Consider the following 13,845-nt stretch of genomic DNA (forward strand, 5'->3'; position numbering starts at 1 on the left):
CCCGCAGCCCCGGGACACGTCAGCCCCACGCCGATGGCGAAACGCCGCGAGCGGGAGCGCGAAGGCGCTCACAGGCTGACACGCTCCACCCAGGTCTCGAGGCACTCTCCGTCGAGATCCACGACCCTGAAGCCTGGCCGCGCCGCTTCATCGACGGCGAAATCATGGCTGAGCGGCGCGAACTGGTCTGACGTGGAGGGCACGCCATAGACGGCGACACTGCCCTGCCCGCTCGGGCGCCGGGTGGCGAAAGCCTGATGGATATGGCCGCACAGGATGGCCCGCACCTGCGAGTGATGACTCAGGGTGTCCCACAGGGCATCACGGTCGGCCAGGCCCAGCTGATCCATCCAGTCCGAGTCGATCGGCACTGGATGATGATGCATCGCCAGCAGCGTCGGCCTCGTATCCTCCTCGAGCGACAGCGACAGCGCCGCCAGCTGCTCGCGGCCAAGCTCGCCCCCTGCCTGTCCAGAGATGCGCGAGTCCAGACACAGCAGACGCCAGTCACCAAGATCAAGCTCTTGATGGAAAGGACGCAGCTCCTGCATGAAATCCGGGTGGTCATGATTGCCGGCGAACCAGAACCACGGACACCCCAGGGCATCGAACAGCTCCCCCGCCAGACGGTAGGAGGCAGGGCTCTCATCCTGGCTGACATCCCCGGTCACCAGCAGGATGTCGGGACGCAGGCTTGAGGCGTGCGCCATCACGGCCTCCAGCTGACGCAAGGGGAAGCCCAGTCGTGAGCGCGCGTCAGGGTCGGCACGCAGATGACAGTCACTTATCTGGATCAGTCGCATGGGTCTCTCGAACAGCGGAAAAAAGAACAGAACCGCGATGGCCGGGCCATCGCGGTTCTTTCAGGCAGTCAAGCGGACAGCCGGTCAGGTGTGGAATCCGCAACGCGAATTCTCTTTCTGATCATGACGCTGGCGCTGCCCTCACTCCCCCATCCCGGCGGGCCTCACGACAGCCTCGTCACGGCAATCGCGTCACGGCAGCCTCGTCACGAGAACCTCGTCATGGCAACTCGGGCACATCGGCTTGCCCGAAAGCCTGAGCATGGCTCAACCACTCGCCGAGAAAACGATTGAGCTGAAGCTTTTCATCCGGCTGGTGCATGCGAGGGTTCGGATAGCGGTTGCGCCCCGAGAAATGCCGTTGACGCTGGAAGTCGGTGACTTCGGCCATGCGTACATCGTGATAGAGATGCACGCTCATCCGCGGGGAATCGATGATGTGATCCAGCACGCCAGTCTGGGCAACCGTGACCATGGTGGTATAGGGCGCGCACTCGACCACCTCGAGCAACAGGGTACCGAAGTGGCCCTGATTGCCCGCCAGGGGAAAGGCGAAGCTGTCCCCCGCCTCGGCCTTGCCGAGGATGCGCGTGAGGCGCAGATAATTGGACCCGCACTCGGCATGGAGTGCTTTTAGGTCGGCCACATAGGCTTTCTTGACCTGCATGGGCAAACTCCTTGCGAATCTCAGAACATTGGCGTGCTGTCTAGCAGGGCACACCCTGTATCGTGCATGGCATGATGCGGGCAAAGCGCGACAGATCAAGCGCCGTGAGAGCGCCCGGCAGCGGGGTTTCGGCGCTCGGCACTGACGCAGGCATTGATCGACTGCCGGCCTGCCGGTGGCAGCAAGCCTCTAGAATAGCAGTTCTGGTGGGCAGGTTGAGGAACCCTGCGTGAGCCACGGGGGATTGCCAAGCAACGCCTTCGCTGTCTCAGGCGTGCATCACCCGCAGTGCAGCACGCTCCCGCAACAGCCACTGCATGGCCATGATCGCCATGGCATTGCCAAGCCTGCCCTGCTCCAGAAGCGACAGGGCCGCCTGGAAATCGAGCACATGCACGCGAATATCCTCGTTCTCTTCTGCCAGCCCATGCACCCCGCCCAGTCCGCTGCTGTCGCATAGCCCGATGAACAGGGTGACCTCTTCGGTGCAGGCGCCGGGGCTGGGGTAATAGCGGTAGAGCTCGATCAGCTCCTTCAACTCGCAACCGGCCTCCTCGACCGCCTCACGCCGCGCGACCTCCGCCGCACTTTCCTGCTTGTCCACCAGGCCGGCGATGGGCTCCAGACTCCAGGGGGTGCGCTCGTCCTCGAGCATGCCGGCCCGGATCTGCTCGACGAAGACCACACGATCCGTCACCGGGTCATAGGGCAGCACACCGACGGCATCATGGCGAACATGCACCTCGCGCTGGATCACATCACTCCAGCCACCGTTGAAACGCCGATGGCGAAGCTCGCGCTGCTCCAGGCGAAAGAAACCGTCCTGCAGCACCCTGGTCTCGACCCGTTCGACATCGTCATGCGCAAAGACCTGCTGCCCTGCCACGTGCTCTGGTGTATCGCTCATGCATCCTCCTTGGCTGAAGTCGCATTATCCCGACCTCGCCCTGCGCTGGCCAGCCCGCCCACTGGACGTGAAAGCGGCACTGTCCGAAGGAAGTGCCCCTCGTCCAGTGCCGCCGAACGGTCACCGTTGTCCTGAAGCCGCGTGCGCGACACTCACTCCAGTCGTGTGATCAGTGCCTTGATCTCGCGCTTCAGCTCCTGATCGGCCAGCTCACGATTGGGCCGAGCCGGGCCCTTGAGCGCGAGCCGTGCATGCTTGAGTGCCTCGGCCTTCCTGCCCTCGGAGGCCAGATAGTCGGCATAGTAGAAATTGGTATCCATGCCCTGAGGATTGACGGCCAGCCCCTGACGCAGCACCTCCCCCGCCTTGTCATCATCGCCAAAGCCGACCGGCCAACCCGGCGCCTTGTCATACAGCGCCCCGAGCGTCACGTAGGCAGAGGCATTGTCGCCCCGGGGGTCAAGCTTGATGGCCTGCTCCAGGGTGGCCTTGGCTTCCTTGGCCAGATCCAGCGCTCCCAGTCCCCCTCGCGCCTTGGCCCACGACGCCAGGATGATACCCTCCCAGGTCAGCACATGGGCGTTGTCCGGGTATTGGTCCGCCAGCGCGCGCACTTCCTTGCCCAAGGCCTCCATGCCGGTTTCCTGAGCGTCCCCGGAGGATTGATAGTTGACCTGGGCCCAGCGTTTCATGAGTCCGAAGACGGCATCATCTCCTTCGGCGGCCTGGACGCCGGTCATGCCGGCCAGCGTGATGCCCAGCGCCATGCCTCCTGAGAGCATCAGCTGGTAGACACGATGCGTGGCGCGACGAGTACGGCGTAGCGATGACGGGATTGGCATGGACAGCTCCCTGAAATTCATTATTGTTGGCGGGATGATACGGCAATGCCCTTGAGACCTGCGCCTTGGCAGGCGTGCTGGTGAATTGCCGCAATGGCGATATCACGAGAACGTGAACGGCATGCCAAGACTGTAACGAACGTTTGAATCTGCCGCCAACCCCCCTTGGTCGCAGGCCTCAACGCAAGACAGCGCCCTTTGCGGGCGCTTGCCCTTCATTTTCGCAGGCTGTGGAGAAAGACATGCAAGGTCGTAACATGACGCGCTGGCGCGATCCCAAGACCGATCCTCGTCAGGAAAAGAAGAGCAACGTGATCACCCCGCAGGGCCACGCGAAGATGAAGGCGCTGGCCGACCACCTGAGGCGCGTCAGGCGACCGGAGCTGTCGCGCAAGACGGGCGAGGCCGCCGCCATGGGGGATCGCAGCGAGAATGCGGATTACACCTACAACAAGAAGGCACTGAATCAGACCATCGCCAAGATCGCCTATCTGGAAAAGCGTCTGGATGAACTGACCATCGTCGACCGCCTGCCCGCGGATCTGGAGCGCGTGTATTTCGCGGCCTTCGTGACGCTGGAGGATGAACAGGGAGAGGAGATGGAGATACGCATCGTCGGCCCTGATGAGACCGACAACGCGCGCCGCTGGATCAGCGTCGATGCCCCCCTCGCCCGGGCACTGCTGGGCAAGGGGCTGGATGATGACGTGAGCGTGGCAGCGCCGGGCGGCGAGACCACCTACATCATCACGGCCATCCGCTATCAGTCGCCGGAGGCGTAAGCGGCGGGCTGGGCATCAGGTCGCAGGGAATCAGTCCACAGAGGATCAGCGCGCCTTGCGTGCACGATAGACCTTGAACTGGCGCGTTTCGGCCAGCACCTCGAATTCGCCGAAGGCCGCCTGCAACAGATCCGGATAGGGCAGGAAGGCATTGGCCACCAGCGTCAGGGTACCGCCCGGCACCAGGTGATCCGGCGCCTGGCTGATCAGACGCGCCGCCGGTCCGTAATCGATATCGCGCTCATGATGGAACGGCGGATTGGCCACGATGGCCTCGAACCGCTCGCCCTCGAACGCCGCGAAGACATCGCTCAGGCGTACGTCCGCCTCAAGCCCGTTGAGCGCCAGACTGCGACGGGTCGCCTCCACCGCGAAGGCACTGACATCGCCTGCCATCACGCGCGCACCGTGACGCGCCAGCCAGCAGCTGATGATGCCGTCGCCCGCCCCGATATCCAGCGCCCGCTTGTAGCCACGGGTCGGCAGGTTCTCCAGCAGCAGCGCGGTACCCGGATCCAGCTTGGCATTGCCGTAAAGGCCCGGATGGCTGGTCAGGCGCAGCTCCAGCGCCTCGAATTCGCCCCAGCCTTCTGTCCATTCTCCAGCCACTGCCAGTGGCGATTCACTGCTGGCGGCCTGTTCGGCCGTCAACTCACGCGTGGCGGATGACCACAGCTGGCAACGACGCGCGGTATCGTCCTTGCGGGCCGTCATTCCCAGTGCCTTGAGGATGCGCTCAGCGCGCTTGATGCCACCGTTGACCTCGCCCACCACCTTGATCGGCGTACCTGTCGGCAATACATGGCACAGCGCCACCAGCCACCACTCGCCCAGCGCATGCGCCTTGGGCCAGAACAGCAAGGCACCCGCCGCCTCGCCAATCGTGGTATCCGCGCGGGCTTCGGCAAAGGCCACCGCATGGCTGACCCGGTGCCCGGCCTCCCGCGCGGCATTCACGATGCCGGTGTCATGCCCCCAGACACGCCGCTGGCGGTCCGATGACAGCCACCAGTCATCACGCGGTGCAGCGACCCACAGCCAATCACGGAAATCACTGTCCTGGCGTTCAAGCAACTGGCAGGCGGGGGTTTGAGCAGACATGAAGACTCCGAAAAGATAGGAAACGGCAGATGATGAACAGCAAGACGGCGCAGAAGCCTGCGCCGTGACACCTCAGGCAGGGCGCACCAGCTCATAGTGCAGATAGCGTCCGAGATGGACGAAGGGGGGCGTGCGCCAGTGCTGGCACTCGAGGGCCAGCAGTTTCTGCATGTCCCCCTCACTCAGCGGGTCGCGCGAGCGCAGATAATCATGGAAGACTCGCAGCCCTGTCAGCTCGCGCACCTCAAGCCCGGCCTCCTCGGCCCACTGGCGAATCTCGACATCACGCAGCGGCGAGATGGGCGTCAGACGCTTGCCCGTCCCCCATCCGGCCAACCGCCCGTCCAGCACCTTGTCGAAGTTGCCCTTGGTGACGTTGGAGAATGCCAGCGCGTCGCGATTGAAGACGCTCAATGACATCACGCCACCCGGTGCCAGCAGCTGTGCCAACAGCAGAAACCCTTCACGCGGAGAGACCAGCCATTCAAGAACGGCATGGCAGACCACCACCGGCCATTGTCGGTGGGCCGCGGCGGCGAACCCCTGCAGATCACGTCCATCCCAGGTCAGGCGCTCTGTCAGGGTGGCCTGCGTCAGCGGGGCCGCATCCTCCTCTGGAGAGGACAGTCGCTGCATGGCGCGCTCACGCATCTCACCGGAAGGCTCGACCAGCGTCAGCTGATGGCCACGCGACAACCACCAGTGCGCCATCTGACCAAGTCCGGCCCCGATCTCGAGCACCTGGGTGGCCGGCAGATGGGCGAAACGCTCCTCCATCAACTGGCGAGTCAGCGCCAGACGCACCCTGCCACGCTCGGTGGTATAGAAACCGCGCTCGAACTTTTCCGCCAGCCCATCGAAATGACGATCCGCCGTGGCACGACGGACACGGGACTCCCCTCGGAAAGGCGGGTTGGAAGCATCAGACATGGCAGACAGGATCTCGAACGTGAAGGAATCGGAGGTCACGACTGGACGACAGTCGGCAGTGCAGACGCCGAAAGGCGCCGCGCGGGACAAGGCGGCAGGTAGGCTACTCCATCAAAGCCAGAATGCAAGCAGACTGCGGCGCAGAGCCCTGACATCCGGCCGGGCAGGCGGCATTCCCCCGCTCATTGAATCCACGTAACATGGCACCCTCCGCTCATCCCGCTCCCCTTGCCTCAGACCGAGCGCCGGATCCCCGGCAGTCTTCCGTCACTGGCACCGCTGGGAGTTGATGGCTCATCCCACATCTTTACGGACAGATGGCCACCATGAAACAACGCGTCCTGCTTGTGGTACGCAAGCTCAACATCGGCGGGATCCAGCGAAACACCGTCAATCTGGCCAATGTCCTGTGCCGCGAAGGTCACGAGGTGCATGTGCTCGTGCTCAAGGGTGAACTCGAACTCATCCCGGACCCGGGCGTACATGTCCACCAGATCGACTTCGACAAGGCATTCCGCAAGACCGGCATTGGCCTGGTGTATGACCTCTTCACCCGCGCAGTGCTCAACCCTCTGATCAAGGGCTCTGGATTCGTCTGGCGCGGCTATTACGGTGGCGCCTACCTGCGGCGATTCATCCGTACCCTGGAAACACGCCATGGCCCCGTCGACCGGGTGATCATGCGCGGCCAGGGCGCCTTCGAGACGGTCTGGTCACTCAAGGACCCGCGCCTGTGGCAGGTCACCGTGTCCTGGCCCGGTGACATCCGCCAGGGCTGGCGTCAGAAATTCCTGCTCAAGCGCCTGTACGCCGACAAGCAGATCATCTGCAATACCGACAATGTCCGCGAGCAACTCGAGCGACTGCTCTCGCAACACGCTGTCACGCCTCGACGCCTCGCCACCATCGGCAACGTCTGCGATCTCGATGCCATCGCGCAGATGGCGGATGAGCCCGTGGAGCTGCCATCACGTCCCTATGTCGTGCAGGTATGTCGCCTGTCGGACGTGAAGCGCCAGGATGTCCTGATCAAGGCCTATCTCGCCGCGGATATCGAGGAAGACCTGGTCATCGTCGGCGATGGGCCCAAGCGCGAGAGTGTGGAGAACCTGATTCGCGAGCTCGGGGTGGGCGACCGGGTCCATCTCATCGGCAGCCGGGTCAATCCCTACCCTTGGATGAAGCATGCCCGTCTGTTCATTCTCAGCTCGCGCAGTGAAGCCTTCGGAATCGTGCTGGTGGAAAGCATGTGCTGCGGCACGCCATGCGTCGCGCCGGATGTCCCCGGTGGGGTCCGCAATGTGCTGATCCATGATCAGGCGCGGCTGATCTCCGAGAACAGCATTGAAGGCCTGGCAGCCAAGATCCGCGAAGGGCTCGAGAACCCGCCGTCACTCGCCGAGGATCCGGAGTTGATCGAACGTTTCCGCGACACCCGTATCATGCAGGAATTTCTGGCCCTGCCAACGGATGCCGAGGCAGCACATCGCGACTGAACACAACGCGATGGAATGACGAGATGCCCTGCCCCGCCCGGCACGACTGCCATTCTCCGGGCAACAGGTCAGGGCATCATAAATGACGTGCCATGCATGAGGCGCCGTGCTGCTCAAGCCGGGGTCCGGCTCACCCTGAAAGCTGCTGGCGCATGGGCGCGCAGGATGTGACCCGGCCCGGAAGCCAGAGGGCAGGCAAGCGAGAGACAGCAGAAAGACACCCTGTACAGAGAGTGACGAGAGATGCAGGAAAGAATGATGCGGGGATGAATGAAGGGCTGGCGCCCCCTGCAGGAGTCTAATAGCCCAGATACCACAGGGCCTAGGAGGATATTATTGCTCCTACCATACACGCCACCATACAAAAAAATTGATTCTGGAATAGGTTTCGATGGTACGCCACCGAGAGAAGGTAAGCGCACCAATTTAGGAACCACGGTCACCACATCTCGATCACCGCCAGTAAGCTCGGTGCCTCGCCGATGATCTGCCCTCTCCACCTAGACCAAGCAGCCCACCTCGACATTGCTTAGGCAGATACGCTCTTTATCGCCGATGAGACCAGTATGCATGCCCGTCCCGGGACTTCCGATCACCTCGCCTTCCCTACCCCCATTAGTGGGAGCATATTGCCCGACCTGACATCTCGACTTTCTTGAGACAGCCCACCTTTCGAGCCAGCGATATAACTCATTCGATTGACGGCTACTGACACATGGAAGGCTTCGGAGCTTTCCATTGCACTGCAACTATTCTAACTGTTATTCAGACCAGATCAGCAAAAATGACTTTTCACTCTTAACTTAGGTAGTCGCGAGGCATAGAATCATCATACTTCTTGTTATCCACTACCCAAGAGCAGGTGAGTTCGTCATGTCAGACCCGTTCAAGCAACTACACGATGCCATGAATAAGTTCTCCATCGAGCGTGACTGGGACCAATTTCACTCGCCCAAGAACCTTGCCATGGCACTGACCGTTGAGTCAGCAGAGCTGCAAGAGTGCTTCCAGTGGCTGACAGAGACACAGTCCCAAGAGCTGGATGAGAAACAACTGGCAGCCGTTCGCGATGAAATAGCTGACATTCAGCTCTACCTGGTGCGCTTGGCTGGAAAGCTGAACGTGGACATCGAATCGGCTTGCTTGGCAAAGATGGAGAAAAATGCGGAAAAATACCCTGTCAAACAAGTGAAAGGAAGCGCGAAAAAGTACACACAATATGAGGATAGAGAAACCTAGTACTGGAATGTACTACAGGAGAAAAACAACGAACACAGTGATTTATCCTGATACAAGATCACTGTTTGGATTACATCGATCGACTGAAAAAAAGGAATGTAAAAATGTCGGGAATGCTTCAAATGCCTCTGCGAGAATTCCGAAAACAAGCTGAAACAGATCAGTTGAAGAATAGGCTCGAGCAGGCGTACATAGAGCGTTTCCCGGATGATATCTTGAATGACTCGGAACGGTCATCTTGGCGCAAGTCTCTGTGTGCCTTGGCAAGATTTCTAGAATATATCGATGCTCCTCTTGAGTGCGATATCCTTATCGAATATCTCATGCCGATTGGTAACAGACGCGCCGACTGTATTCTCGTTGGTGAAGATAAATCTTCACCTCACATCATTATCATCGAGCTGAAGCAGTGGTCTGCGGATAGAGTAGACTACGATGAGATATATGGGTCCGGGTGGCTGAGAGTCAATGACGGTCGCAAAGGTTATCTATCTGAACATCCCTGCCAGCAGATACGGGAATATCATAGACTTCTCTCAGGTGCGCTTGATTTTGGTGAAGAGACTCCAAGAATTTCGACGATGGTGTTCCTGCATAATTATATCGAAGCTACGTCGAATGATATTCTTCGGGACGAATCCTATAAAGAGTTCTTGTCAGACACATTACTTGTCACCAGGCATAATGGTCACAAGCAAGCTAAAGAACTTCTATCCACGCTGCTCGCACCATCTATATCGATAGTAAATCATCTACAAAACCCTGTACTGCGCTACTCAGACTCGTTCATCACTTCTTTCAGAAATGGGTTGCAAGCTAGTAGACTTTTCAAAGCCTCAAGTGAGCAGGAAAAAGCGTTCAAGGGCATGCTTGGACATATCAATCAAGCTACTGGTAAGCCAACCTGTGTAATCGTTGAAGGCATTGTTGGAACAGGGAAAACTGTACTGGCAATGAAACTTGTAGACTTCCTGATGCAGCAGAAAAAAAACCCTGCTTACTTTGTCAGATCCAAGGCTATCGGGAATTGTGTTGACCATCTCGGGTTTTGCAAAATTGCGATAGGACGTACATCCCACGCTGTAGTAGATGAAGCACACCGTCTTCTTCCAGGCTCTCTATCGGGATATTTCAAGAATAAAGAGTTGGTGGTTTTCTTCATCGACGACAATCAGTGGCTTCTCCCTCATGAAACCTGTCGAGTGGAAACTTTGGAGAACGAAGCGAAACGGCATGGTCTTCAGTTGGTGCATCTTAGCTTGACTGAACAATTGCGCTGCCAAGGAGCTTCTGCATACATGACCTGGGTAGATGACATTTTATTTAAGCATAAGGCTCCTAGACTTGAGCCGTCCGAGCAATTCACTGTCACTGTCGTTGATGATCCTACTGAGATGGAAAGTGATCTCCGAAAATATGCCGAGAAGGAGCGTGTCACAACACGTATCGTTGCTGGATTCTGTTGGGATTGGGCGACACGAAATACTCCCAGCGGAGGTTCTGACATTACCATCGGCTCATGGTCTGCTCGCTGGAACAGCTTTGGAAAATACCGGGAGTGGAACGAAGCATCGGGGTTTTACGATGAAGTTGGTGCCATCTATACCGTTCAAGGTTTCGAGTATGGTTACGTTGGAGTGTTACTGGGCCCTGACCTGAAGCTACATGATGGCCGTCTGGTAGTAAGTACTGACGAATGTGTTGATCCGGGCCTTAAAAAGCACATAAAGGGGCAGAATAATGATGCATCAAGCGCATATATGGTCGATCAGGCCATCAGAAATATTTACTACATTTTGATGACACGTGCAAAATATGGGGTTTATCTTTATGCATTTGACCCTGAAGTTCAGCGCTGGCTAAAATCACTTATTTAAAAACATCGCGAGAGCAGCAGTTTTTCCTTCAGTTGCATGATGTATCGCTTGGTAAAAACATTGGGATAACACTACTCTTGATCTTCCGAAGATTGACTGATGAACTTATAGGCTTTGACAGTGAATTCAACAGCTAAACGTCTAATTTTCTCTGCATCTATAGAAACAAGCTATTAGCTTGATTAAAATCGTAAAATATATTAAACGACAACCAAGGCGTGTTAAAGCTCAAAAACCATAGCACTTGATATTTATCCATCTTTCTCCTAGTATAGGATAGTTAGCAAAATAATTTTATAAACAAATAGTAACCAAGGAAGATTTATGAGAAAGTTGTTCCCCGGCTATTTTAAAACTAGCAAAGAGGTAATCAAGGAAGATTGGAACAATTTTATTTTTGTCTTTGACACTAATGTACTCTTAAATATATATCGCTACTCAGAATCTACTCAAGTTGAGTACCTACGCCTACTAGACAAAATAAAAGACCGTTCTTGGTTGCCTAACAGAGTAGTTGAAGAATACTTAGAGAATAGGCTTCCAACTATTGAAAAACAAGAAAAAGCTTATGATGACATGCTAAATAGTATAAGTTCATTAAAGACAAAACTTGATAATAGTAGGCAGCACCCGTTCGCCAGTCAAGAAACAATGGCATCTGTAGATACTGCTTTTGATAAGCTAACAGCTGAATTTACCAAAAACAAAAGTTCTTATACTAAGAAAATTCATGATGACGATATACAAGAAAAATATTTAAATATGTACGACGAGCGTGTAGGGGAATCATTTGATCTTGAAGAACTGAAAGCTATATTTACCGAGGGTGAAGAAAGATATAAAAACCTCGTTCCGCCTGGCTATAAGGATACAAAAAAACAAGGTACCGAAGGAAGAGTTGTTGATTTTAAGAGAAAATTTGGTGATTTAATTATTTGGAAGGAGGTACTTAATTACTCTTCATCAAATGACAAAGGTATAATTTTTGTTACTGATGACAGAAAAGAGGACTGGTGGAATATATTTAATGGGAAAACTATAGGTCCAAGATTCGAACTGATTAAAGAGTTCGAGGAAGTCACAAACAACAGAATTCATATTTATACATCTGATAGATTTTTAGAATTAGCAAGAACAAATTTAGGTCAAACAGTTAGCTCATCTATTTTGGATGAGATACGAGAGTCCCATATCCAAGAAACAATTAATAATGTTCAATTCAATCTCAAGGATATCGATCATCAAGACATACCCCATCAAGATATATTATATAATAAATTTGATACGCTGACAGAAAATGAACTCGATACATTGATTGAAAATAATTTTGAAGAGCTGTCAGATAAGGGGGGTAATGATATAAATCAGAACATAACTTATACCTCTTATCCAAATTATTCAATAAATGAACAATTATACTTACTATGCAATGAATTAATGAAAGAAAAGAAAATCAATAAAGAAATATACTGGAAAAAACAAGAAGCTATAGACAACAACAATGAACTAGAAAACAAATACAAAAGCGAGGGTATCAAAAATCTTGCCAGATTAACCAGCAAAAACCGCATCAAACAATTACACATCCAAGATGCTACAAATAAAGCAAAAATCAATGCTTTGCAGGAAGAAATAATCGCACTCAAAAATACAAAAAAACATCTTGATGAAATAAGAGATATTAATAATTAACCACTATCCATTCGATTGTATAATGCTTGCCGTCACAAAACGGCAAGCATTATATCAGCATCTAACAAAAATATTAACTACACAAGCATATATAAATAGTAAGGCTATATTTCGACCACCACCACCGGCAGGCTCGGAGCCTCACCGACTATATGATCTCCCTCCACGTAGACCATGCCACCCACCTGGGCATCGCCCTGGCAGGTGCGCACCCCACCCCCTACCAGATCCACGCGAACGCGCGAGCCGCTGGCGCTGATCACCTCGCCTACTTGGCGCGGCGTGGTCGGCAGCAACGCCAGCAGGCGGCGATATGGATTGGCCATGCTAATTTCTCCTTATTTATATATTAAGAGATATATTTATAGAACACCCTTCATTATAATCCTGAAAAGATGTCGCTCTAACATTTATACTTAAAAAAATCATGGCAAGATTCAGCTAAATATAATACTTTTGAATAATTTACTATACGATAAAAATACAACAACATCTGATCCTTTGATAACCAAGAGATATTTATGAACATAAACGAGATAATAATCGAAAAGTTACTACCAGTAAAAAGACCACAAGAAGAAGATATAGAAAAATCTTTCACCTTCAAAGATGTTAATTTACCGACGCACATATATAGATACACCAATCTCAATAAAATTGAGAGGGTAATAAATGACTTAGAGAGACAAAGAATTCACATTACCAAACCTACTGAGTTCAACGACCCTTATGATAGTATTTGCAAAATAAACTTACTATCATTGACGATAAACTCAAATCAAATGCATAAACTTACATACGTAAAGAGATACAACTCATCATTCAACAGCATCACCTTATGCAAGAGGAATATTATATCTCCTGTTTGGCCATACTCATTTCAAAGCAATAAAGACCAAAAAAACCAGAGAATTATCAGTGGGCTAAATAATTTCAGGCATTGTATTAAAGTAGCATGTTTTACTGAGAACCCAGGGTCTGTATTAATGTGGGCCCATTACACTGGGAATCATACTGGAATCTGCATAGAGTATGAAATTTCAGAAATAGAAAAAAGCAATAACTTTCGTCGCGACCTATACCCAGTCATATACAACAGCCAAACAGCTGATTTAACTTCAATATTCTCTTTATCTATTGAAGGGGCTCCTTACAACAATTTATTTCCTATCAAGAGTGCCGTTTACAAAAATCCTGAATGGCAATACGAGCAGGAGTGGCGCATAATCATGCATAATTTCAAGCCTGAGTATATTTCTACGCCAAAACCGAAGAGGATACTTCTAGGAACTAAAATCAGCAACGAAAATGAAGACATGGTAAAAAGCTTTTGCCGCAACAGGGGCATAGATGTTTTTAAAGTAAAGCATTCAAAATACAAACATGAAATAATAACATCCTAGTTGACTCCATGAAAATATCATCAATGGTCATTAACATAAATTAAGTGCTGATAGGCCCAATATCAGCAGCTAATTGCAATAATTGGCTCTCGTCATCTAATACCCA

General features: G+C 53.3%; 13 protein-coding genes. 6 read left to right on the plus strand and 7 right to left on the minus strand.

Going from position 1 to position 13,845, the window contains the following annotated elements; translation table 11 throughout:
• Positions 1–68: 68 nt before the first annotated feature.
• The 4 genes from BOH68_RS11715 to BOH68_RS11730 all read right to left on the minus strand — a co-directional run bounded on the left by BOH68_RS11715 (position 69) and on the right by BOH68_RS11730 (position 3,219).
• The gene (locus tag BOH68_RS11715) at positions 69–803 is read right to left on the minus strand and encodes a metallophosphoesterase (RefSeq protein ID WP_077374276.1); all 735 of its coding nucleotides are present in this window, start codon (positions 801–803) and stop codon (positions 69–71) included.
• Between the two features lie 220 nt (positions 804–1,023).
• Entirely contained in the window at positions 1,024–1,470 is a 447-nt protein-coding gene (locus BOH68_RS11720) for a DUF1249 domain-containing protein (protein WP_077374279.1), read from the minus strand.
• 268 nt (positions 1,471–1,738) lie between these two features.
• Positions 1,739–2,377, minus strand: a complete 639-nt coding sequence (locus BOH68_RS11725; protein WP_077374282.1) for an NUDIX domain-containing protein — start codon at positions 2,375–2,377, stop codon at positions 1,739–1,741.
• Between the two features lie 152 nt (positions 2,378–2,529).
• Complete coding sequence (locus BOH68_RS11730; protein ID WP_077374285.1) at positions 2,530–3,219, minus strand: tetratricopeptide repeat protein; 690 nt, start codon at positions 3,217–3,219, stop codon at positions 2,530–2,532.
• Between the two features lie 242 nt (positions 3,220–3,461).
• Between BOH68_RS11730 and BOH68_RS11735 the strand changes: the two genes are divergently transcribed.
• On the plus strand, positions 3,462–4,001 hold the full coding sequence (locus tag BOH68_RS11735) for a GreA/GreB family elongation factor (RefSeq protein ID WP_077374288.1): 540 nt from the start codon (positions 3,462–3,464) through the stop codon (positions 3,999–4,001).
• 45 nt (positions 4,002–4,046) lie between these two features.
• On the opposite strand, the gene BOH68_RS11740 is transcribed toward BOH68_RS11735, so the two are convergent.
• Positions 4,047–5,102, minus strand: coding sequence for a methyltransferase (locus BOH68_RS11740; RefSeq protein WP_077374291.1), 1,056 nt, complete (start codon positions 5,100–5,102; stop codon positions 4,047–4,049).
• 72 nt (positions 5,103–5,174) lie between these two features.
• The gene (locus BOH68_RS11745) at positions 5,175–6,032 is read right to left on the minus strand and encodes a methyltransferase domain-containing protein (RefSeq protein ID WP_077375576.1); all 858 of its coding nucleotides are present in this window, start codon (positions 6,030–6,032) and stop codon (positions 5,175–5,177) included.
• Positions 6,033–6,358: 326 nt separating this feature from the next.
• Here BOH68_RS11745 and BOH68_RS11750 point away from each other — a divergent pair, with 326 nt between their 5' ends.
• The 4 genes from BOH68_RS11750 to BOH68_RS11765 all read left to right on the plus strand — a co-directional run bounded on the left by BOH68_RS11750 (position 6,359) and on the right by BOH68_RS11765 (position 12,336).
• Positions 6,359–7,528, plus strand: a complete 1,170-nt coding sequence (locus BOH68_RS11750) for a glycosyltransferase (RefSeq protein ID WP_164850279.1) — start codon at positions 6,359–6,361, stop codon at positions 7,526–7,528.
• A gap of 873 nt (positions 7,529–8,401) precedes the next feature.
• Positions 8,402–8,767: a nucleotide pyrophosphohydrolase gene (locus tag BOH68_RS11755; protein ID WP_077374298.1), complete on the plus strand. Its 366-nt coding sequence runs from the start codon at positions 8,402–8,404 to the stop codon at positions 8,765–8,767.
• Positions 8,768–8,871: 104 nt separating this feature from the next.
• Positions 8,872–10,644, plus strand: coding sequence for a DNA/RNA helicase domain-containing protein (locus BOH68_RS11760; RefSeq protein WP_077374301.1), 1,773 nt, complete (start codon positions 8,872–8,874; stop codon positions 10,642–10,644).
• Positions 10,645–10,968: 324 nt separating this feature from the next.
• Complete coding sequence (locus tag BOH68_RS11765) at positions 10,969–12,336, plus strand: PIN-like domain-containing protein (RefSeq protein ID WP_103751401.1); 1,368 nt, start codon at positions 10,969–10,971, stop codon at positions 12,334–12,336.
• A gap of 104 nt (positions 12,337–12,440) precedes the next feature.
• Here BOH68_RS11765 and BOH68_RS11770 read toward each other — a convergent pair whose 3' ends face one another.
• On the minus strand, positions 12,441–12,662 hold the full coding sequence (locus BOH68_RS11770) for a hypothetical protein (RefSeq protein WP_077374307.1): 222 nt from the start codon (positions 12,660–12,662) through the stop codon (positions 12,441–12,443).
• Between the two features lie 195 nt (positions 12,663–12,857).
• On the opposite strand from BOH68_RS11770, the gene BOH68_RS11775 reads away from it, so the two are divergent.
• On the plus strand, positions 12,858–13,739 hold the full coding sequence (locus BOH68_RS11775) for a DUF2971 domain-containing protein (RefSeq protein WP_077374311.1): 882 nt from the start codon (positions 12,858–12,860) through the stop codon (positions 13,737–13,739).
• Positions 13,740–13,845 lie beyond the last annotated feature (106 nt).

Source organism: Cobetia sp. MM1IDA2H-1 (assembly GCF_002916775.2).
In the GTDB taxonomy this organism is placed as follows: Bacteria; Pseudomonadota; Gammaproteobacteria; order Pseudomonadales; family Halomonadaceae; genus Cobetia; species Cobetia marina.

Bases quoted from the DNA above. Each gene is read 5' to 3' on its own strand.
- BOH68_RS11715 (WP_077374276.1), bottom strand. From the start codon at position 803: ATGCGACTGATCCAGATAAGTGACTGTCATCTGCGTGCCGACCCTGAC.
- BOH68_RS11720 (WP_077374279.1), bottom strand. From the start codon at position 1,470: ATGCAGGTCAAGAAAGCCTATGTGGCCGACCTAAAAGCACTCCATGCC.
- BOH68_RS11725 (WP_077374282.1), bottom strand. From the start codon at position 2,377: ATGAGCGATACACCAGAGCACGTGGCAGGGCAGCAGGTCTTTGCGCAT.
- BOH68_RS11730 (WP_077374285.1), bottom strand. From the start codon at position 3,219: ATGCCAATCCCGTCATCGCTACGCCGTACTCGTCGCGCCACGCATCGT.
- BOH68_RS11735 (WP_077374288.1), top strand. From the start codon at position 3,462: ATGCAAGGTCGTAACATGACGCGCTGGCGCGATCCCAAGACCGATCCT.
- BOH68_RS11740 (WP_077374291.1), bottom strand. From the start codon at position 5,102: ATGTCTGCTCAAACCCCCGCCTGCCAGTTGCTTGAACGCCAGGACAGT.
- BOH68_RS11745 (WP_077375576.1), bottom strand. From the start codon at position 6,032: ATGTCTGATGCTTCCAACCCGCCTTTCCGAGGGGAGTCCCGTGTCCGT.
- BOH68_RS11750 (WP_164850279.1), top strand. From the start codon at position 6,359: ATGAAACAACGCGTCCTGCTTGTGGTACGCAAGCTCAACATCGGCGGG.
- BOH68_RS11755 (WP_077374298.1), top strand. From the start codon at position 8,402: ATGTCAGACCCGTTCAAGCAACTACACGATGCCATGAATAAGTTCTCC.
- BOH68_RS11760 (WP_077374301.1), top strand. From the start codon at position 8,872: ATGTCGGGAATGCTTCAAATGCCTCTGCGAGAATTCCGAAAACAAGCT.
- BOH68_RS11765 (WP_103751401.1), top strand. From the start codon at position 10,969: ATGAGAAAGTTGTTCCCCGGCTATTTTAAAACTAGCAAAGAGGTAATC.
- BOH68_RS11770 (WP_077374307.1), bottom strand. From the start codon at position 12,662: ATGGCCAATCCATATCGCCGCCTGCTGGCGTTGCTGCCGACCACGCCG.
- BOH68_RS11775 (WP_077374311.1), top strand. From the start codon at position 12,858: ATGAACATAAACGAGATAATAATCGAAAAGTTACTACCAGTAAAAAGA.